Origin of the sequence: Streptomyces goshikiensis, from assembly GCF_014650555.1 — a bacterium.
GTDB classification, from domain to species: domain Bacteria; phylum Actinomycetota; class Actinomycetes; order Streptomycetales; family Streptomycetaceae; genus Streptomyces; species Streptomyces goshikiensis.
The window spans coordinates 27,562-46,740 of sequence record NZ_BMVE01000009.1; the positions used below are offsets into that span (position 1 = coordinate 27,562).

General features: G+C 75.0%; 20 protein-coding genes. 10 read left to right on the top strand and 10 right to left on the bottom strand.

Annotation, left to right across the window (positions count from 1 at the left end; all coding sequences use genetic code 11):
* Nucleotides 1–2: 2 nt before the first annotated feature.
* Nucleotides 3–215, top strand: coding sequence for a hypothetical protein (locus tag IE248_RS24260; RefSeq protein ID WP_190031657.1), 213 nt, complete (start codon nucleotides 3–5; stop codon nucleotides 213–215).
* Here the strand turns inward: IE248_RS24260 and IE248_RS24265 are convergent.
* Nucleotides 193–1,578, bottom strand: coding sequence for an MFS transporter (locus IE248_RS24265; protein ID WP_308438178.1), 1,386 nt, complete (start codon nucleotides 1,576–1,578; stop codon nucleotides 193–195). The genes IE248_RS24260 and IE248_RS24265 overlap by 23 nt on opposite strands.
* A gap of 45 nt (nucleotides 1,579–1,623) precedes the next feature.
* Here IE248_RS24265 and IE248_RS24270 point away from each other — a divergent pair, with 45 nt between their 5' ends.
* Nucleotides 1,624–2,943 (top strand): aminotransferase class I/II-fold pyridoxal phosphate-dependent enzyme, encoded by a 1,320-nt coding sequence (locus IE248_RS24270; RefSeq protein ID WP_073794995.1) that lies wholly within the window; start codon nucleotides 1,624–1,626, stop codon nucleotides 2,941–2,943.
* Between the two features lie 90 nt (nucleotides 2,944–3,033).
* On the opposite strand, the gene IE248_RS24275 is transcribed toward IE248_RS24270, so the two are convergent.
* Together IE248_RS24275 and IE248_RS24280 are read right to left on the bottom strand one after the other, a co-directional pair.
* Nucleotides 3,034–3,573, bottom strand: coding sequence for an NUDIX domain-containing protein (locus IE248_RS24275; protein WP_190031658.1), 540 nt, complete (start codon nucleotides 3,571–3,573; stop codon nucleotides 3,034–3,036).
* 93 nt (nucleotides 3,574–3,666) lie between these two features.
* Nucleotides 3,667–4,227, bottom strand: a complete 561-nt coding sequence (locus IE248_RS24280; RefSeq protein ID WP_190031659.1) for a hypothetical protein — start codon at nucleotides 4,225–4,227, stop codon at nucleotides 3,667–3,669.
* A 128-nt stretch (nucleotides 4,228–4,355) separates the two neighbouring features.
* Here IE248_RS24280 and IE248_RS24285 point away from each other — a divergent pair, with 128 nt between their 5' ends.
* Nucleotides 4,356–4,982, top strand: coding sequence for a hypothetical protein (locus IE248_RS24285; protein WP_073794832.1), 627 nt, complete (start codon nucleotides 4,356–4,358; stop codon nucleotides 4,980–4,982).
* A gap of 97 nt (nucleotides 4,983–5,079) precedes the next feature.
* On the opposite strand, the gene IE248_RS24290 is transcribed toward IE248_RS24285, so the two are convergent.
* Nucleotides 5,080–6,750 (bottom strand): HEAT repeat domain-containing protein, encoded by a 1,671-nt coding sequence (locus IE248_RS24290; RefSeq protein WP_190031660.1) that lies wholly within the window; start codon nucleotides 6,748–6,750, stop codon nucleotides 5,080–5,082.
* A 99-nt stretch (nucleotides 6,751–6,849) separates the two neighbouring features.
* A complete protein-coding gene (locus IE248_RS24295; protein ID WP_190031661.1) occupies nucleotides 6,850–8,025 on the bottom strand; it encodes an epoxide hydrolase family protein in 1,176 nt (391 codons plus the stop codon).
* A gap of 227 nt (nucleotides 8,026–8,252) precedes the next feature.
* Here IE248_RS24295 and IE248_RS24300 point away from each other — a divergent pair, with 227 nt between their 5' ends.
* Nucleotides 8,253–8,795: a DoxX family protein gene (locus IE248_RS24300; RefSeq protein WP_073776790.1), complete on the top strand. Its 543-nt coding sequence runs from the start codon at nucleotides 8,253–8,255 to the stop codon at nucleotides 8,793–8,795.
* 19 nt (nucleotides 8,796–8,814) lie between these two features.
* On the opposite strand, the gene IE248_RS24305 is transcribed toward IE248_RS24300, so the two are convergent.
* Nucleotides 8,815–10,500 carry a sigma-70 family RNA polymerase sigma factor gene (locus IE248_RS24305; RefSeq protein ID WP_190031662.1) on the bottom strand — a complete coding sequence of 562 codons (1,686 nt, stop codon included), beginning with the start codon at nucleotides 10,498–10,500 and terminating at the stop codon, nucleotides 8,815–8,817.
* 474 nt (nucleotides 10,501–10,974) lie between these two features.
* Complete coding sequence (locus IE248_RS24310) at nucleotides 10,975–11,439, bottom strand: MarR family winged helix-turn-helix transcriptional regulator (RefSeq protein WP_190031663.1); 465 nt, start codon at nucleotides 11,437–11,439, stop codon at nucleotides 10,975–10,977.
* Nucleotides 11,440–11,503: 64 nt separating this feature from the next.
* Between IE248_RS24310 and IE248_RS24315 the strand changes: the two genes are divergently transcribed.
* Both IE248_RS24315 and IE248_RS24320 read left to right on the top strand, forming a co-directional pair.
* Complete coding sequence (locus IE248_RS24315) at nucleotides 11,504–12,367, top strand: alpha/beta fold hydrolase (RefSeq protein WP_190031664.1); 864 nt, start codon at nucleotides 11,504–11,506, stop codon at nucleotides 12,365–12,367.
* Between the two features lie 126 nt (nucleotides 12,368–12,493).
* Nucleotides 12,494–12,820, top strand: coding sequence for a hypothetical protein (locus IE248_RS24320; RefSeq protein WP_073794812.1), 327 nt, complete (start codon nucleotides 12,494–12,496; stop codon nucleotides 12,818–12,820).
* A gap of 27 nt (nucleotides 12,821–12,847) precedes the next feature.
* Here the strand turns inward: IE248_RS24320 and IE248_RS24325 are convergent, their stop codons facing one another.
* The 3 genes from IE248_RS24325 to IE248_RS24335 form a co-directional block, all read right to left on the bottom strand.
* On the bottom strand, nucleotides 12,848–13,393 hold the full coding sequence (locus IE248_RS24325) for a DUF4232 domain-containing protein (RefSeq protein ID WP_190031665.1): 546 nt from the start codon (nucleotides 13,391–13,393) through the stop codon (nucleotides 12,848–12,850).
* Between the two features lie 15 nt (nucleotides 13,394–13,408).
* Nucleotides 13,409–13,993 carry a hypothetical protein gene (locus tag IE248_RS24330; protein WP_190031666.1) on the bottom strand — a complete coding sequence of 195 codons (585 nt, stop codon included), beginning with the start codon at nucleotides 13,991–13,993 and terminating at the stop codon, nucleotides 13,409–13,411.
* A gap of 170 nt (nucleotides 13,994–14,163) precedes the next feature.
* Nucleotides 14,164–15,039, bottom strand: coding sequence for a class I SAM-dependent methyltransferase (locus IE248_RS24335; RefSeq protein ID WP_190031667.1), 876 nt, complete (start codon nucleotides 15,037–15,039; stop codon nucleotides 14,164–14,166).
* 721 nt (nucleotides 15,040–15,760) lie between these two features.
* Here IE248_RS24335 and IE248_RS24340 point away from each other — a divergent pair.
* From IE248_RS24340 to IE248_RS24355, 4 genes are all read left to right on the top strand, one after another.
* On the top strand, nucleotides 15,761–16,306 hold the full coding sequence (locus IE248_RS24340) for a hypothetical protein (RefSeq protein WP_073794807.1): 546 nt from the start codon (nucleotides 15,761–15,763) through the stop codon (nucleotides 16,304–16,306).
* Between the two features lie 101 nt (nucleotides 16,307–16,407).
* Complete coding sequence (locus IE248_RS24345) at nucleotides 16,408–17,250, top strand: DUF4097 family beta strand repeat-containing protein (protein ID WP_008740629.1); 843 nt, start codon at nucleotides 16,408–16,410, stop codon at nucleotides 17,248–17,250.
* 82 nt (nucleotides 17,251–17,332) lie between these two features.
* On the top strand, nucleotides 17,333–18,301 hold the full coding sequence (locus IE248_RS24350) for an ATP-binding cassette domain-containing protein (protein WP_073794805.1): 969 nt from the start codon (nucleotides 17,333–17,335) through the stop codon (nucleotides 18,299–18,301).
* Complete coding sequence (locus IE248_RS24355) at nucleotides 18,298–19,089, top strand: ABC transporter permease (RefSeq protein WP_190031668.1); 792 nt, start codon at nucleotides 18,298–18,300, stop codon at nucleotides 19,087–19,089. Before IE248_RS24350 ends, IE248_RS24355 begins: the two co-directional genes overlap by 4 nt.
* The last annotated feature ends 90 nt before the right edge of the window (nucleotides 19,090–19,179 follow it).

Here is a 19,179-nt window from a genome sequence, read left to right on the forward strand (position 1 = left end):
GCATGCCGGACCCGGTCGGACGATTCCTGGCGGCCCTGGACCCCGAGCACAGGGAAGCCGTGGGCGCCGAGCCGCGCGCGGAGCAGGAGCGGCTCGCGGCGGCCTGGGAGCGGGAGCTGGCGTCGGACACCGAGCTCGACACCCTGGACGAACTGTCCCCGCCGGCGGCGGAGGCCGAGGCGGCCCGCCGCGTCATGGACGCCGGATCCGCGTAGGCGAGGCCGGTTCGGCCACCGGCGCCAGCTTCGGCTCCGGCTCCGGCTCCGGTTCTGCCACCGGCTCCGGCGTCGCGGGGTGGTCCCGGACCAGTCGGCGCTGACCCCAGCACGTCGCCGCCAGGAGTACGCCCATGGCCAGCCACGCCGCCGGTCCCGCGGCGACCGCGGCGGTGACGGCGAGCGGGCCCCCGCTGCGCTGCGCGGACTGGGCGAGCCCGTGGACGCCGAGGTAGGCGCCCTGTGCCTCGCCGGGCGCGAGGGCGACCGAGAACTCCCACGAGACGACGGAGTGCAGCATCTCGGCGAGGGTCAGGGTGACCGCGGCGACGGTCAGCGCGGTGACGGCGGCCCAGGGCCCGCCCGCCGCCGAGGCGGCCAGCGCCAGCGTGCTGACCAGGAAGGTCCCGGCGAGCGGGCGAAGCAGGTTCCGGGCGGCGGCGGTCGTGGCGCCGAAGCGTGCCAGCGGGACCTGGCAGAAGACGACCAGGCCGCTGTTGAGGACCATCAGCAGCGGCGCGAGCCCCTCGGGCGCCGCCGTGGCGTGGACGATCCAGAGCGGGATGCCGACGCGGAAGACCGAGTCGTGCAGCGAGAGGACCGCGTCGCTCGCCGTGTACAGGAGGTACGTCCGGTCGCGCCACGGACTCGCCGGCGCGGCCGGGACCACCCCGTCCGAGGAGGCGACGACCCGGGACGGCGCGGGCGGCTCGCCGCAGCGCAGGGTGAGCGCGGCCACGGCGAGGTAGGACAGCGCGTCGCCGAGGAGCAGCGAGCGGTAGGCGGCAGCGGTGCCGACGGCCAGGGCCGCGGCGGCGGCGAGCCCGCCGAGCGAGAAGCCGATGTTGGAGACGGTCCGGTTGACGGCCTGGTAGCGGACCCGGTCGGGACCGGTGACCCGGGCCGCGTAGAGCTTGGTGACGACGTTGGCCGCGCGGTCGCCGAGGCTGCCGACGGCGGCGTAGAGCAGCAGCAGCCCGTACGCGTCGGTGGTGAACAGCGCCAGCGCGCCGAGCGCGCGGACGAGTTGGAGGGCGACGAGCAGCCGGGTCAGCGGTACCCGGTCGGCGATGCGCCCGGCGAGCGGTGAGCCGGCGATGCCGACGGCGCCGGAGAGGGAGAGCAGCAGGCCGACCTCGGCGATGCCGAGCCCCGAGACGGTCGTGAAGTAGAGGGCCGCGGCGCCCGCCCACAGGCCGGTGCCGCTCTTGTCGACGAGGGCGATCCACAGCATGCGGCGGCCGTCGGGGCCGCCGGGTATGCGGGCGGTGCGGGCAGCGCCGGCGCTGGCGCTGGCGTCGGCGGTGTGGGCGCGCGGTGCGCTGCCCGATTTCTGTGATCCCGGGTTACCCACGTCTCTCACGTATCCCCCTTGACGCGATTTATGTATCAGTACAGAATGTTCAACGTGGCAACACAATATGCGTTTCAGGGGACGTCCGCCAGGGAGATCGCCGCGTCCGTCGAACGGGCCGTCGCCGAGGGCGGGCTCGGGCCGGGCGCCGCCCTGCCCCCCGTGCGCCGGCTCGCCGAGGACCTGGGCGTGAGCCCGGGCACCGTCGCGACCGCGTACAAGGAACTGCGCGGGCGCGGCATCGTGGTCACCCGCGGCCGCGGCGGCACCGTGGTCGCGCCCACCCCCGCCGTCGGCTCGCGCCGCCCGCCGAAGGTCCCCGCGGGCATCCGGGACCTCGCGGGCGGCCATCCCGACCCGGCGTTCCTGCCGGTGCTCACGCCCCCCGCCGAGGTCCTCCCGGCCCGCGGATCGCACCGCGGGAACCCGCGGCTGCCGGCCCTGGAGGAGCTCTCCCGCGCGTGGTTCGCCCGCGACGGGGTGCCGTCCGCCCACGTGTCCTTCGCCCACGGCGCCCTGGACTGCGTCGCGCGGCTGCTGTCGGTCGAACTGCGGCCGGGCGACGCCGTCGCCGTCGAGGACCCCGGCTTCCACCACCTCCTCGACCTGGTCCCCGCGCTCGGGCTGCGGATGCTGCCGGTGGCCGTGGACGACGAGGGGATGCGCCCCGGGGAACTGGGCCGGGCACTGCGCGCCGGTGCGCGGGCCGTGCTGTGCAGCCCCCGCGCACAGAGCCCGCGCGGCGCCCGCTTCACCGCCGGGCGCCGGGCCGAACTCCTCGCCGTGCTGGCCGGATTCCCCGAGGTGCTGGTCGTGGAGGACGACCACAACGCCGACATCGCGGGCGTCGCGCTGCACTCGCTGACCACCGGAGCCCTGCCGCGCTGGGCCCAGGTCCGTACGGCCTCCAAGCACCTGGGCATCGACCTGCGCTGGGCGGCGCTCGCCTGCGACGCCACCACGCTGGCCCGGCACGACGGGCGGATGCTGCTGACCTCCGGCTGGGTCAGCCACGTCCTTCAGGAGACCGCGGCCGGGCTGCTCGCCGACCCCGCGACCCACGCCCTCGTCGCCGAGGGCAGCGCGGCCTACGCGCGCCGGCGCCTCGCGCTGACCGGCGCGCTGGGGCGGCACGGGATCACCGCGTACGGCGAGAGCGGCCTGAACGTGTGGGTGCCGGTGCGCGACGAGTCGGCGGTGGTCAACGGGCTGCGCACGCACGGCTGGTGGGTCGCTGCGGGCACCCGCTTCCGCATCGAGGGCCCCCCGGCGGTCCGGATCACCAGCGCCACGCTGGACGAGGCGGACGCGCCGCGCCTCGCGGCCGACTTCGCGGCGGTCCTGGGCGAGTCCGAGGCCACCTACGGCGGCTGACGCCCCGCCGCCCGCCCCGCTCCGGCAGCGCGCGCGGGCGCGTGCCCGTGCGGCCCCGGGGGACCAGGGCGGGCCGGTGCGATCCGCAGGTCACACCCAGGTGTAGTTCGCGTCGGTCACGGCGTCCAGGGCCGCGTCGGTGATGCCCGCGCGCGGATCGGCGAGGGCGGCCAGGGCAGGGCCGATGGGCGGGAAGATCGGCAGGCCGGCGGTCTCGCGGTAGTCGATCCACTCGATCACACCGACCTCGTGGCTGCCGTCGGGGAGCTCGTCCAGCTCCTGCTCGGCGAGGGTCGCGCGGACGTCGGCGCCGATGTGGAAGCGGTAGACCAGGTGGAGCTTGCGCGGGGGCGGGGTGGGGCCGGGGCGGCTGACGCGCTGGTCGATCACCCACATCAGGTCCCCGCCCTCGGCCTTCGCGGTGTCCAGGCCGAGTTCTTCGGCAAGTTCCCGGCCGAGGGCCCGGCAGAGGTCTTCGCCGTCTTCCACGTTGCCGCCGGGCGGGGTGTAGTGCGTGGAGCCGGCGCGGTCGCGGCGGATGAGGGCGACCTCGTCGCCGCAGAACACCAGCGCCCCGGCCCGGATCTTGATCCTGGAGAACGGGGCGGGTGCGGCAGGGGTGTTCGTCATGGCCATCAGTATGACGGGGTGTGATCGGGCGAAAATGCGCCCTCGGCGGCGGCGGTCGCCCGGTTGTGGCATCCCCGCCGCTGCCGGGCAGGTTCAGGGGCGGACGGTGCGAACGGCGCGGACGTGGGCGGCGGAGAGGTGGAGTTCGTGGGGCAGGCAGCAGTCGGAGGAGAGGGTCGCCACCAGGGTTCCGCAGACGCACACCTGGTTCATGCCGCCCTCCGGGCTGGCCCCGCAGCACGCGGCGCACGCGTGTTCCAGCTCAAGGTGCCGTGCGTCCCCGGGGTTGATGACGATGTTGCCCCGCGGGCCGTCGGACACCAAGTGCTGACCGTGCACGTTGACGGACACTCCCTGGCGCGGCATGACCGGCCCGGGCACGTCGGAGACGACCAGGGGCGCGCCGTACGGTTCCGTCTCGATCGCGAAGCGGCCCGACGGTACGGTCGGCGGCCACGGGCCCGGCTCCTCGACGTCCCAGAACGGGTGGTCAGGGGCCTCGGGAACGGCGGGCAGCCGGGTGAGCGGAGTCGTCAGAGGAGTGGCGCACGCCGTGCACACGAAGACCACCGCTTCGGTCCCGGCAGACCCGTCGCCGAGGTCAGCCGCCCGTGCCCGTCCCGGCTCGCCGTCCCCCGGCGTGAGCTGATGCATGTGCCGACCGTACTCGCCGCCCTGCCGGTGGGTCCCCTCCCCCTCCCGTCCGGAGCGGAGGGGAAGGGGCGCCGGGGCACATCACCCCCCACTCCACGGGGAGTTGATGCCGAACCAGTCTTCGGATCATGGCTTTGAGACCTGACGAGTTCTACGACCACGCGCTCGCCGCCGCAGACGGTGAAGGCCGACTCCCGCTCGCGCGCATGACGGGCTGGGACATCAGCCCGTTCGAGCCGGAGGGACTGCGCGTGCCGCCCCTGCGCCCCCCGGTCCTGCCCGAGCCCGCGCGGCACGGCGAGGACCCGTCGGACTGCGGGGCGTGCCGGGACCGGGCCGACGGGATCTGGTTCAACGACAGCTGGAGGCTCACCCGGATCACCGAAGTGGGCGTCCCGCTGGTGCTGATGCTGCATCCGCTGGAGCACCACGACATGGCCGACCTGCCCGACGAACTGGCGGCCGAACTGGGCGTCCTGTCCACCCACATCGTCCGCCACGTGCAGGCCCTGCCGCACATCTCGCGAGCCCACGTCTACCGCATCGGCGACGGCGGCGCGCACCTGCACATCTGGTTCTTCGCCCGCCCCGAGGGACAGAGCCAGCTGTACGGATCATGGCTGCCCGTCTGGGACGACCTGCTGCCGGAGTACCCGGCGGAGATCGCGGAGGCGGACGCGGCGATCGTGGCGGACGCGTTGGTCGCCTCCGTCGGGGGCCGTCGCCCGGCTGCCGCCGGTTCGCCGCACGACTGATCTCCCGGCGGACGCCGACCCGCCCGCCCGCCCGCCCGCGCCGCCGCCATGACGTCTGCCCCCGCCGGCCCGGCGAGGCACCCGCGGAACAGGCCGGTCAGGGCAGGGCCAGCACCGCGTCGATCGCCGGGCGGGTCTCCTCGTCGTCGAGGAACGCCCGGTAGTCGCGGTACGGCGACAGCCGCCGCTCCGCGTCCCGCAGGGCCGCCAGCGCCGCGCGCACGGCCGGGGCGGGGCGCCGCCCGTGGCCGGTGAGCGAGGCGAGGGCCGACCGGAACTCCCCGTACCGATCGCCGCCCGCCGCGAACGCCAGTACCGCGGCCTCCGCTTGCTCCGCGTCCGGCGGCGGGGGCTGCCACGCCGGCGGGTACGGTGCCTCCTCCCCCGGGAGCAGCGGGTCCTCGCCCCAGGCCCGGAGCACCTCGCGCAGTTCCCCGACGAGCCAGCCCTTGCGGGCGACCTCGTCGCGCAGGGCCTCCCGTACCGCGGGCAGCAGCAGCGGGGCGTGCGCGCGCAGCGGCCGGAGCACGTCCACGACGTCCGGCCGCCGCGGGTCACTGGGGAAGTAGCCCCGGCCCTGCATGTCCCGGTAGGGCGCGACGAGCCGCTCCACGAGGCCCGGCAGGGCGCGCGGGTCCCCGATCCGGGTCAGTGCCCAGCACGCGAGGTCGCCGACGGTGCCGTCGAAGAACTCCGACTCGCCCGGGTCGTCGAGGAGGGCGGCGAGCCTGTCGGCGTACGGGGCCGCCCGCCGGCCGAGCACCGCCAGCAGGTGCACCGCCTTGTAGCGCACGTCGTCATCGGGATCGGCCAGCATCCCGGCCGCGACCGGCAGCAGCGGGGCGGCCGCCCCCGGCCGGTCCACCAGCAGCCGCCACCCCTCGTCCAGCGCGCACCGCCGCAGCCCCGCGTCCCGCGTACGGCCCCCGGCCCCGGCCCCGGCCGCGGCGAGCCCGGCCACGAACGAGGCCGCCAGCGCCGGGTCGTGCTCCAGCACGCCGACGATCCGGTCCGTGACGTCGTCGCGGTCGTACGGGTACTCGCGGTCCAGGGCGCACCAGGAGAGCGCGTCGAGCTCCGGGGCGAACGCGGGGTCGGTCAGCAGCTCCAGCAGCATCGGGACGGCCCGGAGCGGCGCCTGCGGGTCCAGGGGCGCGGTCGCGAGCACGGTCGCCACCCGCAGCGGCCGGTCCTCGCCGCCGAGGACGCCCTCCAGCACCGCCCGTACCTCCGCGACCAGCCCTCCCGCCGGGTCCTCCGCCGCCGCGGCCTCGCCCAGCACCGGCAGCAGCGTCAGCCGGACCGAGCGGTCCTCCTCCGCGTGCCACCGCTCCAGCAGGTCGGCGGTCCGGTCGGCGGCCAGTCGCAGCGCGGCCCGCCGGGTCGCCGGGTCCCCGTCACCGAGCAGCCCCCGCAGGCGCGGCCACTGCCGCTGCCAGGCCGCGGGCCACCCGGGGTCCCCTTCCCCGGCCGCGCCGTCCCCGGCGAGCTGCGCCAACAGGTCGATCAGATCGGGCCGCGCCACCGTGTCCGGGTCCAGGGCCAGTTCCACCATGAACGGCAGCGCGGCCGTACTCGCCTCGGCGACCCCCTCGGCGGCAAGGAGCAGGTCCCCCAGACCGATGTACGCCTGGTCCACGGCCTGCTGCCGCGTGGTGGCGTCCGCGCGCCCGATCCTGCGCAGCATCTTCGGCACCTCGGCGCCCGACCGGTTCCGGTCGGCCACCTCCAGCCCCCGCCAGTCCACCGAGTCCAGCCCGTCCAGCACGCCCCGCCCCCGCCCCCACCACGGACCCCCGCCGGGCCCGGGGGCATCCTGCCACCGGGGTACGGGCCCCGGCACGCGGATTGGCGCCCGGCGCCGCCCTCAGCGGGCGAACGCCGAGCGGTAGGGGCGGAAGAAGTCGCGGAGCTCCCTCGCGTAGAGCTCGGGTTCCTCGAAGGCGGCGAAGTGGCCGCCGCGGGCGGGTTCGGTGACCCGTACGACGTTCGCCGTGCGCTCCAGCCAGGCACGGGGCGGCCGGACGATGTCGCCGGGGAACAGCGAGAAGCCGGACGGCACCTCGACGCGGCGGGCGAGCTGGGCGGGCGGGATCGCTGCGTTCGCGCGGTACATGCGCATCGACGAGCCGATCGTCCCGGTGAGCCAGTACAGCGTGACGTTCGTGAGGATCTCGTCCTTCGTGAAGCTCCGTTCGACGTCGCCGTCGCAGTCGCTCCACGCCCGCAGCTTCTCCACGATCCACGCGGCGAGCCCCGCCGGCGAGTCGTTCAGCCCGAACGCGGCGGTCTGGGGCTTCGTACGGTGCAGGGCGGCGTAGGCGCCCTCGGCCGCGCCCCAGGCCGCGGCCCCGTCGAACCAGGCCCGTTCCTCCGGGGCGAGGTCCGCCGGATCGCCGCCGTACACGGGCACGCCCCCGTCGGTACGGTGGACGGCCACCACCCGGTCGGGGTGGTCGAGCCCGAGGTAGCGGCTCACGTGGCTGCCGATGTCCCCGCCCGCCGCCCCGAACCGCCGGTGACCGAGTACGTCCATGAGCTCGGCCCACAGGCCGGCGACGGCGATGGAGTCGAGGGGCGGCCCGGCCGGCCGGTCGGAGTACCCGTAGCCCGGCATGTCGGGCACGACCACGTCGAACGCGTCCGCGGGATCGGCGCCGTGCGCGCCGGGGTCGGTGAGGAGCGGGATCACCTTCGTGTAGCGCCAGAAGGAGTCCGGCCAGCCGTGGCTGAGCACCAGCGGCAGCACCGGCCCGGCGGGAGCGACGGCCCGCGCGTGGACGAAGTGGATCCCGAGGCCGCCGACCGCGACCCGGAAGCGGGGCAGCCGGGCGAGCGCCGCCTCCTGCGCGGGCCAGTCGAAGCCGTCGGCCCAGTAGGCGACGAGCTCGCGCAGGTAGCCGAGGTCGGTGCCGAGCGACCAGCCGGCGTCCTCGGGCTCGTCCGGCCACCGCGTCGCGCGCAGCCGCGTCCGCAGGTCCTCCAGCAGCGCGGGCGGGGTCCGCGCGAGGAACGGCTCGGGGCGGGGAGGGGTGTCGGGCATGACGGGCATCCTACGAGCCGGGCGGCCGGTCGCGGCGGTCCGCACCGCCAACCCCGCCCAGGCCAGGGCCCGTACGCCCCTCCGCCCCGCCGGTGCGCCGGTCCGACGGTCTGACGGGTTGCGGCCGAAAGGGTCGACGATCCGCGCCGACGACGTTGCGGGCAGGACGAACCGGACGGACGTCATAGGGTGGCCGCCGCCCGCACGTGACGGAAGAACGGACGTCCATGGCGCACGAACGATGGGACCGCGCGGTCTACCGCGCCACCCCTGCCCCCGCTACCACCGTCACCCACGACGTGGGCCTGCTCGTGCTCCGGCTCTTCCTGGGCCTCACCATGGCCGCCCACGGCACGCAGAAGCTCTTCGGCTGGTTCGGCGGCCCCGGTCTCGACGCGACCGGCAAGGGCTTCTCGATGAGCGGCTATCCCGCCGGTGACGCCATGGCCGTCATCGCCGGTCTCGCCGAGACCCTCGGCGGCCTCGGCCTCGCCCTCGGCCTGCTCACCCCGCTCGCCGGCGCGGCCCTGATCGGCGTCTTCGTCAACATCCTCGACGTGCGCGGGCTGAGCCCCTTCTTCGCCCCCAAGGGCGTGGAACTCGAACTGGCGCTGCTGGCCGGCATCGTCGCCCTCACCCTCACCGGGCCGGGCCGCTTCTCCGTCGACCACTTCCTGCCCGTGCTGCGCGAGTCGCGGCCCCGGTACTCCGTACTCGGTCTGGTGCTGGGAGTCGTGGCCGGCGTCGTCGTCCTGCTCGTCCGGGACTGAGCGGGGCGGCGGGCCGCGCTCATCCCAGGGAGAAGTGGAAGTTGACGGAGTTGTAGTAGTCGGGCAGGTGCACCAGGGAGGAACCCGGGCAGGGGGGATCGGCCTTCGGCCAGTTCCGCGGGCCCAGCAGGTGGTCGGCGTAGTCGGTCTGCCGGACCTTCGGCACGAACCAGATCCGGTACGCGCCCGGTTGCGCGACCGGGTCGAACCGCCAGAGCTGTGTCGCGCGGCCCGCGTCGGAGCGGCAGGGTCGGAGGCTGACGCCGACGACGTTCCCGCCGCCGCCGGTTCCGTCGAGGCAGGTGCCGGTGCCCGTGTTCCGGAGCTGGTACGTGCCCTGCCCGGCCGGCAGGCGCTGCCAGCCCTGGGAGGGGGCCTTGGTGCACCGCTGGAGCTCCAGCGGCCCGCCCGAACCGCTGCCGCCCAGCCCGACGCACAGCCCCGAGGCGGTGTTGACCAGCGCGGAGCCGGCCGGACCGGTGGAGGGCGGGGGCGAGACCGAGGCGGAGGCCGAGGGTACGGGTGAGGCCGCGGCGGAGGTGGCGGCGACGGGCGAGGGCGCGGCCGAGGCCGTCCCCGACATGGCCACGCCGACGGACACGAACGGAGTCCCGGAGGCCTCCGGCCGGGGGATCGGCACCGGATCCGGGTTCGGGCTCGCCGCCAGCGGGGCGGGCGGCACGGCCGCACCGGGTTCGTCTTCCGCGGGCAGCAGGACGAAGGCGGTCATCGTCCCCGCGACCGCGGCCGCCGCCACCGTCCACTTCGCGGAACCGAACCGCGCCGCCGCCAGCTTCATCCCGCCCAGCTTCGCCCCGCCCGCCTTGATACCGCCCAGCTTCCCCGCCGCCGCCAGCTGCGCGGCGCCGTGTCCGCCGGCGGACGCGAAGAAGGAGCCCGGGCTCCACAGCAGGATCCCGGCCGGCAGCAGCGCGCCCAGGCTCCTGTTGACGTGCCGCAGATCGCGCTCGGCCCGGGCGCAGTCGGGGCACGCCCGCAGGTGGTGGCGCAGGTCCCGGGTGACGCGCGTAGCGGGCCGGCGCAGAGCGGCGGCGAGCAGGCCGCCGTAGTGCCGGCACTCCTCGCTCGCGCTCTGGTCCAGGTGGGCGCGCAAGTACGCCTCGCGCAGGCCTTCCCGGGCCCGCGCCGCCAGCGAGCCGACGCCGCCCGCCGATATCCCGAGGCGGCGGGCGGTCTCGGTCGCGGGCTCGTGCTCGACGACCGCGTGCCACAGCACGGCCTGCCAGCGCTCCGGCAGCGACCGGTACGCCCGCAGGACCAGCGACCCCTCCTCCGCCGACAGGACGGCGCCCTCCACGTCTTGGCCGTCGCAAAGATCGCCGGCCCACTTCTCGAAGTCGTCCGACAGCTGGGTCCGGGCGCTGCGGCGCATCCAGTCGGTCGCCACCCGGCGCACGCAGGTCAGCAGATAGGGCCGCCAGGCGTGTTCGGGACCCGCCCCCCAGGCGACCGCCCGGTAGGTGCGGGCGAAGGCCTCCGACGCGAGGTCCTTCGCGGTCGCGACGTCCCGGCAGCAGGTACGGGCGTAGGCGAGCACCGCCGAGTGGTGACGGGCGAACACCTCGCCCATCACGTCGCTGACTTCGGGGCCGGGCGCCGCGCCGTGCTCGCGCAGCAGCGCGCAGAGCTGCGCGTCGCTGAGGTCGTGGAGATCCTGCTGGCGGGCGGTACCCGATGTGCTCAACCTTGCTCCCGTTGACGTGCTGGTGCCCGGCACCGTGGGTGCGGGCGGATGTGCAGGGGGTGCGACGTTGCGCCCGGCCGGAATTCGCGCCAGTGTGCACGCTCCGGGGCCTGCGGGCAAGCAGACCCCGGCCGTCGGAGGGGTGCGTGGTACCGGCCGCCCGGCCTGGCGCGCGTTCGGCAAAGCCCTGGCAAAACCCCAGGACGGCACCCCTTTCAGGTGGTCTCTCATGGGGTTACAACAGGTCAGGAGGTTGCTGATGGTCCGTCACCGGGAAGGTGTCACCTACTCTTCGGTAGGAGACCGCTCGCCGGCCGCCGGGTCAGGGAAGCGGAGGACGGGAATGACCTCGTTCGGGCGGCTCGACGTGGCGCGCGGTCAGACGCTCGGGCAGGTGGCCGAAAGCTGCGGGGCGGCCCGCGCGGTGCGCGCGGCGCGACGGCAGCGACGGCCGTCTCCGGCGACGCGTGCCGATCACGCCGTGTCCGTGGCCGTGTCCGTCGCGGCCAGTACCCCCGTCAGGAACCGCCGGACGGTCTCCCGTTCGCCGGCGTCGAACCCGTCCAGCACCCCCACCACGCCGTCGATCAGCGGCCCGAAGAACTCCCAGCCCAGCCGCACCGCCTCCGGCTCGACCCGCAGCAGCACCCGGCGGCGGTCGTGCGCGTCGCGGATCCGCGTCAGATGGCCGAGCCGCTCCAGGCGGTCGATCACCGAAGTCGTCCCCGCCGAGTTGAGGCCCAGCCGGGCGCCGAGCAGGCCCGCCGTGGCCGCCTCCCCGGCGCGGGCGGCGTCGAGGAGGCAGATCAGCGCCCGTACATCGGTGGAGTGCATGCCGTTGCGCGCGGCGAACTCCGCCTGCCGGAGGCCGAACTCGACCGTCACCGCCCGCAGCAGGTGCACCAGTCGCAGGTTGTCGTCTTTCAGGTTGTCGTCCATTTCGCCTCCGCCTAGGATCTCTCGCTGAACGAGATTATCGCCGGGCGAGGTATTGGAGTGCAGCATGTCAGCCGCGTCAGCCGCGTCAGCCGTGTCCGTACAGTTCTGCGCCGCCTACGACGCCGTCCTCGCCGAGTGGCCCGCCTCCGTGACGAGCCGTGAGGTTCCCACTCCCCACGGCCTCACCCACATCAACAGCTGCGGCCCTCTCGGCGCTCCGCCCCTCGTGCTCCTGCCCGGCGGCGGGGACACCTCCACCGTGTGGGGGGCCGTCGTGGCCGCGGGAGCGGGGCGGACCCACCGGGTGCATGCCGTCGACCTGGTGGGGGAGCCCGGGCTCAGCGTTCCGGCCGGGGGGAGGGCGATCCGTACCCCGGAGGACCTGGCCGGCTGGCTCGACGCGGTCCTCGACGGCCTCGACGGCCTCGGCGCGCCCGGCCCCGTCACGCTCGCCGGCCACTCCTACGGCGCCTGGATCGCGGCCCACTACGCCACCCGGCACCCGCGGCGCCTCGCCCGTCTCGTGCTGCTCGACCCGACACAGGTCTTCGCCGGGCTCCTACCCGGCTACGTGCTGCGCGCCCTGCCCATGCTGGCGCGGCCCACGCCCGCTCGGATCCGGAGCTTCCTGAGATGGGAGACCGGCGGGGCCGACCTCGACCCGGCCTGGCTGCGGCTGCGGGACGAGACGGCCCGCTTCCCCACCGTCCGCCCCGTCACCGGCCCGCGCCCCGGCCCGGCCGGGCTCGACCGGTTCCCCCTGCACATCCTCTTCGCCGAGCAGGCGCGCTGCCACGACTCCGCCCGGGCGGCCGCGACCGCGCGCGCCGCGCTGCCGGGGGCGAGGGTCGAGATGCTCCCCGGGGTCTCCCATCACGCGCTGCCGCTGCTGGCGGCCGAGGCCATCGCTCGGAGCCTGGCCGCTTGAGCCGTACACCCGATCGCGAAGCGAACGCGGTGGGGGTGGAGGTGCCCGTGCGGCGAGTCGGTGGGCGCAGCGGGCGATCGTGCGCTGAACTGGGCACCCCTACGGATACGGATCGGGTTCCCTCCCATGCGGCTGTTTCACCGTGGCGCCTTCCCCCTCGCGGCCCTGCTGGTCCTGGCCGTGCCCCAGACCGCCCACGCGGCCCACGGGAAGTTCACCTTCCAGTACGACGTGGCGGGCCACACCCGGACGGCGGCGCTGCGCGATCCGGCGGACGGCGCGTGCCTCGACGTCACGGGCAGCGTGGGCGCCTCGGGCCGTGCCGCCTTCGCGAGGAACCTCACGGACGGGCCCGCCACGCTGTACATGAGCATCGACTGCGAGGACGACGGGGTCGCCCTCCCGCCCGGCGGGAGCCACGACAAGCCGTTCAAGACGGTCCGCTTCGGCTGACGGCCGGTCTGCGCGCGGCCGGCGCCGTCAGGCGGAGCGGAACGCCGAGGCGGTGACCGTACCGCCGCAGAGGGCGAACTCGCCGCCGTCGTTCGGCGCCACCTGGGTGCGGGTGCCGGCGATGCCGAGCACCATCGTCGGGGCCACGGTCGGCTTCGCGCCGGAGGCACAGTAGCCGTCCGCCTCGCCGAGCACCGGGGTGAAGGTGATGGTGGTCACCGCCCGCCCGCCGGGAGCGAGTTGCACCGGCTTCGCGCTGCCCTGCCGGGCCACGCTCAGCGGCTTGTTGCGGTCGGGCGAGCCCTGGCCGGCGAGGGCCACGGTGGGGAAGCCCGAGAGCGTGCACGGCTTCGAGCCCTTGTTGACCACGGTGACCCGGACCTGGTTGTACCCGCCCGCGGCACTGGCCGAGAGGCGGCCGCCCTGGCACTGCGCGGCGGGCGCGTGCCGAGGAGCCTGCTGGTCGGCCGCCGCCGCGGCCGTCGCGGCCGCCGGCCCGGTGCCGACCAGTACGAGTGTTGCCAGGGCCAGCCAACCTGCCCGGGCCCGGGCGCCGTTCGGTGCGTGCTTCATCGTCGCTCTCCCCAGTCAGCCCTTGTTGCAGGCGTTGTCGAAGGCGTGGTCAGCCGCCTGCTGCCAGGCCTGCCAGTAGGCGTTGCCGTGGCTCTGGTCCTTCTTCGCCACGGGCGAGTTGTCGCAGTTCTTGGCGGCCGCGGCGAGACCGGCCTGGCGTCCGTCCGTACGGCCCTTGTCGCGTTCGCCTCGGTCGCCGCGTTCGCTTTGGTCGTTGCCCGGCGGGGTCGGGGTGGTGGTGCCCGTACCCGTGCCGGACTTGACGACCTTGCAGTTCACGAAGACGAAGGGCTGGTCCTCCCTCACGGCGAGGACGGTGTAGGCGGCGTTCTTCTGGAAGCGCTTCAGCAGGAAGTGCCCGCTCGCGTCCACGTTCAGGTCCTGGGTGGATTCGCCGTCGTTGAGCTTGCGCGGCGGGGTGAAGCCCTCACCGGAGATGGTGACGGTGGTTCCGTCCGGCGACGGAGTGACCGTACAGCTGGCGGCGGGGACCGCCGTCGTGGCCGCACCGGCGGTCGGCGCCGTTACGACGGCGCCGACCAGCGCGAACGAGGACACGAGCAGCGAGGTGACCAGGGCGCGTCGGGTCGGGAGGGACATCGTGGAACTCCCGTCGGAGGGACAGGGCAGCCCTTGCTCCCATCCTCCCCCGACCGCCCGGAGGTGTCGACCGGGGGAGCCTGGGCGAACGGCCGTTGGACGGTTACCGGATCGACGCCGGTAAGGCGGCTGCCGCTGCCTGCGCCCCCGCTGCCCACGCCCCCCGCTGCCTACGCCCCCCGCCGCGCCGACCTGCCCGGGCGGTGGCCCCAGGCCGTGAGCATGCCGGGGCCAAGTTCGGCCAGGCCGGCGGAGTCGAGGTAGGCGAGCGCCTCGTCGAGGGCCGCCGGTTCGAGGCCGCCCGCGATGAGCAGGTCGGGCCGCATCCGCCGCCAGGTCTCGCTCCAGAAGGCGGTGAGCGAGGTGCCCGGGGTCAGCGGCGGGCAGACCAGCTCGGCGGCGACACCCGACAGGCCGGCGGCGCGCAGCGCGTGGGGGTGCGCGCGGACGGCCGCGATGTCGGTGCCGATGGTCTGCGCGAGGGTCCGCCACATGGCGTTCAGGGTTTGGCGGTACGCCGAGTGCGGGTCGGCGGGGTCGGGAACGTCCGCCGCGTCGCTGAGGACGAGGAACCCGCCCGGGTTGAGGCGTTCCGCCAGCCGGGAGACGAGGGCCCGGCGTTCGGGAAGGTGCATGAGGACGAACCGGGCGTGGACCAGGTCGAAGGTGCCGAGGTCCGGCTCGTCGGCGATCCGGGTGAGGTCGGCGGTGTGCACCCGCAGCCTCGGCCCCGCGAGCGGCTCCAGTCGGCTGGTGTCGCGGTCCAGGGCGACGACCTCGTCGGCGCCGGCCTCCTCGGCGAGCCAGCGCGCGATGGTTCCCGTACCGGCGCCGACCTCCAGGCAGCGCCAGCCGGGGCCGACGCCGAGGGAACGCAGCCGCTGCCGGGTGAACGGGTCGTAGACGAGCGCGGCATGGTCGATGCGGTCGCCCTCTCCCGGATGCTCGGGCCGGAAGAGGGCCTCTCCGTACCGCCCGGCTCCCGGCCCCGGGGTGCTCGGGGTCCCGGGCGCCTGCTCCGGGTGCCCCTCGGATGCTGGTGCCACCGCCGACTCCTTCCACCGCGGGCGCACACCGCCCCGGCGCCCCAGGGTGTCCCTCCGCCACCGGGTACACCAGCATTCCCCCACCCGCCGGCGCGCCCCGCCCCGCCGGCGCGCCCCGCCCGGCCCGCACCCCGGCCCCGGGCGCGGCTCCGCCTCGTGTGCGCCACGCCCAAGGCCGGGGCCCCTCCTCAGGCGCGGCCCCGGCCTTGGGCGCCGCCCCGCCTGCGCCCCCGCCTCAGGCCCCGTCCCGGGCGCCACGCGGCTCCGCCCCGGGCGCGGCCCGGCCTTGGGCGCGGCTCTGGCGCCCGGCGGCCAGGCCGGCCGCACCCCCGCCTTGGGCGCCGCCCCGCCTTGGGCGCCGCCCCGTCCCGGGCGCGGCTCCGGCCCCGGGCGTGGCCCCGGGCTTGGGTGCGGCCCTTGCGCCCGGCGCCCAAGGCCGGACGCGCCCTCGCTTCGGGCGCCCCGCCTCGGGCGTGGCCACGGCGCCCGGCAGCCAGGTCGGGGCGGCCTCCGGGCCGGTGTCCGTGGTGCTACGTGGTGCCATGTGGTGCCACGTGGCGCCAATCCGTCCGGCCTTCGCGCGGGAGCGCGCGCCGCGCCAGGGTGGCTCAGGTTGGCGCACCCGCGTTTCCGCAGGTCAGGCCGCCTCGGCCTCGGGTCGGGGCCGGTGTGGCGTCATAGGGGCTTGCGGATGGTGTCACCGTGGTGCCATGATGGCGTCATGGACCTCACGCCCTATGTCGACACCCTCCGCCGCGAGCTCGCGGTGGCCGCCGAAGCCGGCGGGGAAGACGCCCGCAAGCTGGCCGATCGGCTCACCGCTCCGCTGGAGTCGGCGACCCGCCTGACCATGCTGGGCGTCCTCTCCGCCGCGATGGACGAGATCACCCGCGAGCTCGCCCCCGGCTCGGTCGACGTACGGCTGCGCGGGCTGGACCCCGATTTCGTCGTGACGCTGCCGCCCACCGACCGCGGCGCCCCCGCGGAACCGGCCGCGCCCGTCGAGCCGTTCGGCGCCCCCGCTCCCGCCTCCGCCCCGGCGCCCGCCGCCGAAGGCGACGACGGTGCCACCGCCCGCGTCAACCTGCGGCTGCCGGCCCACCTCAAGGCGCGCGCCGAGGAGGCCGCGGGCCGCGAGGGCCTGTCGGTCAACGCGTGGCTGGTGCGGGCCGTGTCGGCCGCGGTCGAAGGCGGCGGCGGCACCCGGCCCCGTACGGCCGAGAAGGTCCAGACCGTCGGACAGAGCATCACCGGCTGGATGCGCTAGCCCGCACCCGCTCGTTCACCCGTACACAGCACTTCACCACCCACCACACACCACGTCCCACCAGCGGGGACGCCCCAGAGACCCAAGAGGACGGGACAGCCATGCCTTCTTTCGACACTCCCGAACCGATCTCGGCCACGGCGCACGTGGAGGCCGGCTCCATCCGCTTCACCGCGGGCGACCGCGCCGACACCGTCGTCGAGGTGCGCCCCCGCGACCCGAAGAAGGACCAGGACGTACGGGCCGTCGACCAGACCCAGGTCACGTACGCGGGCGGCGCACTGACCGTCAGGACGCACAAGCCCAACATGTTCGGCCGCACCGGCACCGTCGACGTGACCGTCGAACTGCCCACGGGCTCGCGCATCGACGTCACCGGCGCCTGGGCCCAGGTGCTCGGCGAGGGCCGGCTCGGCGAGGTCCGCGTGAAGACCTCCTCCGGCGACATCCGCCTCGACACGACCGGTCCGCTGAAGCTGACCGCCTCGCACGGCTCGATCACCGTGGACCGGGTCGAGGGCGCGGCCGAGATCACCACCAGCTCCGGCAGCGTGCGCGTCGGCCTCCTCGACGGCTCCGCCGTCCTGAAGAACTCGCACGGCACCACGACCGTCGGCGCCGCCACCGGCGAGCTGCGCGTCAACGGCGCCAACGGCGACATCGACATCGCGCGAGCCGAGGGCTCGGTCACCGCCACCACCGCCCACGGCGCCCTGCGCGTGGGGGAAGTGGCCCGTGGAACCGCCCAGTTGGAGACCTCGTACGGCTCCATCGAGGTCGGCGTCCGCGAGGGTACGGCGGCCTGGCTCGACGTCAGCTCGGGCTCGGGCCAGGTGCGCAACACGCTCACCGCGTCCGAGACCCCGCAGGAGAGCGAGGACACCGTCAAGGTCCGCGCCCGCACCCGGTACGGCAACATCGACATCCTCCGCGCCAAGGTCTGAGCGCCCCCTCCTCGACACGTCACCCACCTCACCACTTCACCGCCTCGCCCTTCACCTGGGAGGACCCATGCCTTCTTCTGTCATGCCCACGTCACATCAGATCGCCGTGTCCGCCACCGGTCTGCGCAAGTCGTACGGCGACAAGACCGTCCTGGACGGCATCGACCTGCGTATCCCGGCGGGTTCGGTGTTCGCGCTGCTCGGGCCGAACGGCGCCGGCAAGACCACCGTGGTCAAGATCCTCTCCACGCTCGTCTCCGCCGGCGGCGGGCAGGCCCACGTCGCGGGCCACGACATCGCCGCCGACCCGCAAGCCGTGCGGTCCGCGATCGGGGTCACCGGGCAGTTCTCCGCCGTCGACGGACTGATCACCGGCGAGGAGAACATGCTCCTGATGGCCGACCTGCACCACCTCCCCAAGCCCGAGGGGCGCCGGATCGCAGCCGACCTGCTGGAGCGCTTCGACCTGTCCGAGGCCGCGAAGAAGCCCGCGTCCACCTACTCCGGCGGCATGAAGCGCCGCCTCGACATCGCCATGACCCTGGTCGGGAACCCGCGCATCATCTTCCTCGACGAGCCCACCACCGGCCTCGACCCGCGCTCCCGCCACACCATGTGGCAGATCATCCGCGAGCTGGTCACCGACGGCGTCACCGTCTTCCTCACCACCCAGTACCTGGAAGAGGCCGACGAACTCGCCGACCGCGTCGCCGTGCTCAACGACGGCAAGATCGCCGCCGAAGGCACCCCCGAGGAACTGAAACGGCGCGTCCCCGGCGGACACGTCCGCCTCCGCTTCACCGACCCGGCCGCCTACCACCGCGCCGCCACCGCCCTGAACGAGGCCACCCGCGACGACGAGGCCCTCGCCCTCCAGATCCCCAGCGCCGGCAGCCAGCGCGAGCTGCGCTCCCTCCTCGACTGGCTCGACTCCGCCGGCGTCGAGGCGGACGAACTGACCGTCCACACCCCCGACCTCGACGACGTCTTCTTCGCCCTGACCGGCGGCCCGGCCACCGTCCCCCACCAGCCCAAGGAGAACGTCCGATGAGCCCCTCCCTCGCGGTCCGCGACTCGAACACGATGCTGCGCCGCAACCTCCTCCACGCACGGCGCTACCCGTCCCTCACCCTGAACCTGCTGCTGACGCCGATCGTCCTGCTGCTGCTCTTCGTCTACGTCTTCGGCGACGTGATGAGCGCCGGCATGGGCGGCGGGGGCGGCGCCGACCGCTCCGCGTACATCGCCTACGTCGTCCCGGGCATCCTGATGATGACCATCGGCGGCACCGTGGTCGGCACCGCCGTCTCCGTCTCCAACGACATGACAGAGGGCATCATCGCCCGCTTCCGTACGATGGCGATCCACCGCGGGTCCGTACTGATCGGGCACGTCGTCGGCAGCGTGCTGCAGTGCATCGCCAGCGTGGTGCTCGTGGGCGCCGTCGCCGTGGCCATCGGCTTCCGCTCCACGGACGCGACCGCCCTGGAGTGGCTGGCGGCGCTGGGGCTGCTGGCGCTGGTCGCCCTGGCGCTCACCTGGATCGCGGTCGGCATGGGCATGATCAGCCCGAACGCCGAGGCGGCCAGCAACAACGCGCTGCCCCTGGTCGTCCTGCCGCTCATCTCCAGCGCCTTCGTCCCGGTCGAGGCCATGCCGGGCTGGTTCCAGCCGATCGCCGAGTACCAGCCCTTCACCCCGGCCATCGAGACCCTGCGCGGCCTGCTCCTCGGCACCGAGATCGGCTACAACGGCTGGCTCGCCGTCGCCTGGTGCCTGGCCCTCTCCGCCCTCGGCTACACCTGGTCGAAGTCCACCTTCAACCGCGACCCGAAGTAGCCGCCCCACCCCCGGCACACCAGCGGCCCCCGGCGCACACACCGCCGGGGGCCGCACCAACGTGCCCGGGCCGGCGGGTCGCGCTGCGCC

What these genes read in the sequence shown, in the direction of transcription:
- IE248_RS24260 (WP_190031657.1), top strand. Translation starts at nt 3, where the DNA reads ATGCCGGACCCGGTCGGACGATTCCTGGCGGCCCTGGACCCCGAGCAC.
- IE248_RS24275 (WP_190031658.1), bottom strand. Translation starts at nt 3,573, where the DNA reads ATGACGAACACCCCTGCCGCACCCGCCCCGTTCTCCAGGATCAAGATC.
- IE248_RS24280 (WP_190031659.1), bottom strand. Translation starts at nt 4,227, where the DNA reads ATGCATCAGCTCACGCCGGGGGACGGCGAGCCGGGACGGGCACGGGCG.
- IE248_RS24285 (WP_073794832.1), top strand. Translation starts at nt 4,356, where the DNA reads ATGGCTTTGAGACCTGACGAGTTCTACGACCACGCGCTCGCCGCCGCA.
- IE248_RS24295 (WP_190031661.1), bottom strand. Translation starts at nt 8,025, where the DNA reads ATGCCCGACACCCCTCCCCGCCCCGAGCCGTTCCTCGCGCGGACCCCG.
- IE248_RS24300 (WP_073776790.1), top strand. Translation starts at nt 8,253, where the DNA reads ATGGCGCACGAACGATGGGACCGCGCGGTCTACCGCGCCACCCCTGCC.
- IE248_RS24310 (WP_190031663.1), bottom strand. Translation starts at nt 11,439, where the DNA reads ATGGACGACAACCTGAAAGACGACAACCTGCGACTGGTGCACCTGCTG.
- IE248_RS24315 (WP_190031664.1), top strand. Translation starts at nt 11,504, where the DNA reads ATGTCAGCCGCGTCAGCCGCGTCAGCCGTGTCCGTACAGTTCTGCGCC.
- IE248_RS24320 (WP_073794812.1), top strand. Translation starts at nt 12,494, where the DNA reads ATGCGGCTGTTTCACCGTGGCGCCTTCCCCCTCGCGGCCCTGCTGGTC.
- IE248_RS24325 (WP_190031665.1), bottom strand. Translation starts at nt 13,393, where the DNA reads ATGAAGCACGCACCGAACGGCGCCCGGGCCCGGGCAGGTTGGCTGGCC.
- IE248_RS24330 (WP_190031666.1), bottom strand. Translation starts at nt 13,993, where the DNA reads ATGTCCCTCCCGACCCGACGCGCCCTGGTCACCTCGCTGCTCGTGTCC.
- IE248_RS24340 (WP_073794807.1), top strand. Translation starts at nt 15,761, where the DNA reads ATGGACCTCACGCCCTATGTCGACACCCTCCGCCGCGAGCTCGCGGTG.
- IE248_RS24345 (WP_008740629.1), top strand. Translation starts at nt 16,408, where the DNA reads ATGCCTTCTTTCGACACTCCCGAACCGATCTCGGCCACGGCGCACGTG.
- IE248_RS24350 (WP_073794805.1), top strand. Translation starts at nt 17,333, where the DNA reads ATGCCCACGTCACATCAGATCGCCGTGTCCGCCACCGGTCTGCGCAAG.
- IE248_RS24355 (WP_190031668.1), top strand. Translation starts at nt 18,298, where the DNA reads ATGAGCCCCTCCCTCGCGGTCCGCGACTCGAACACGATGCTGCGCCGC.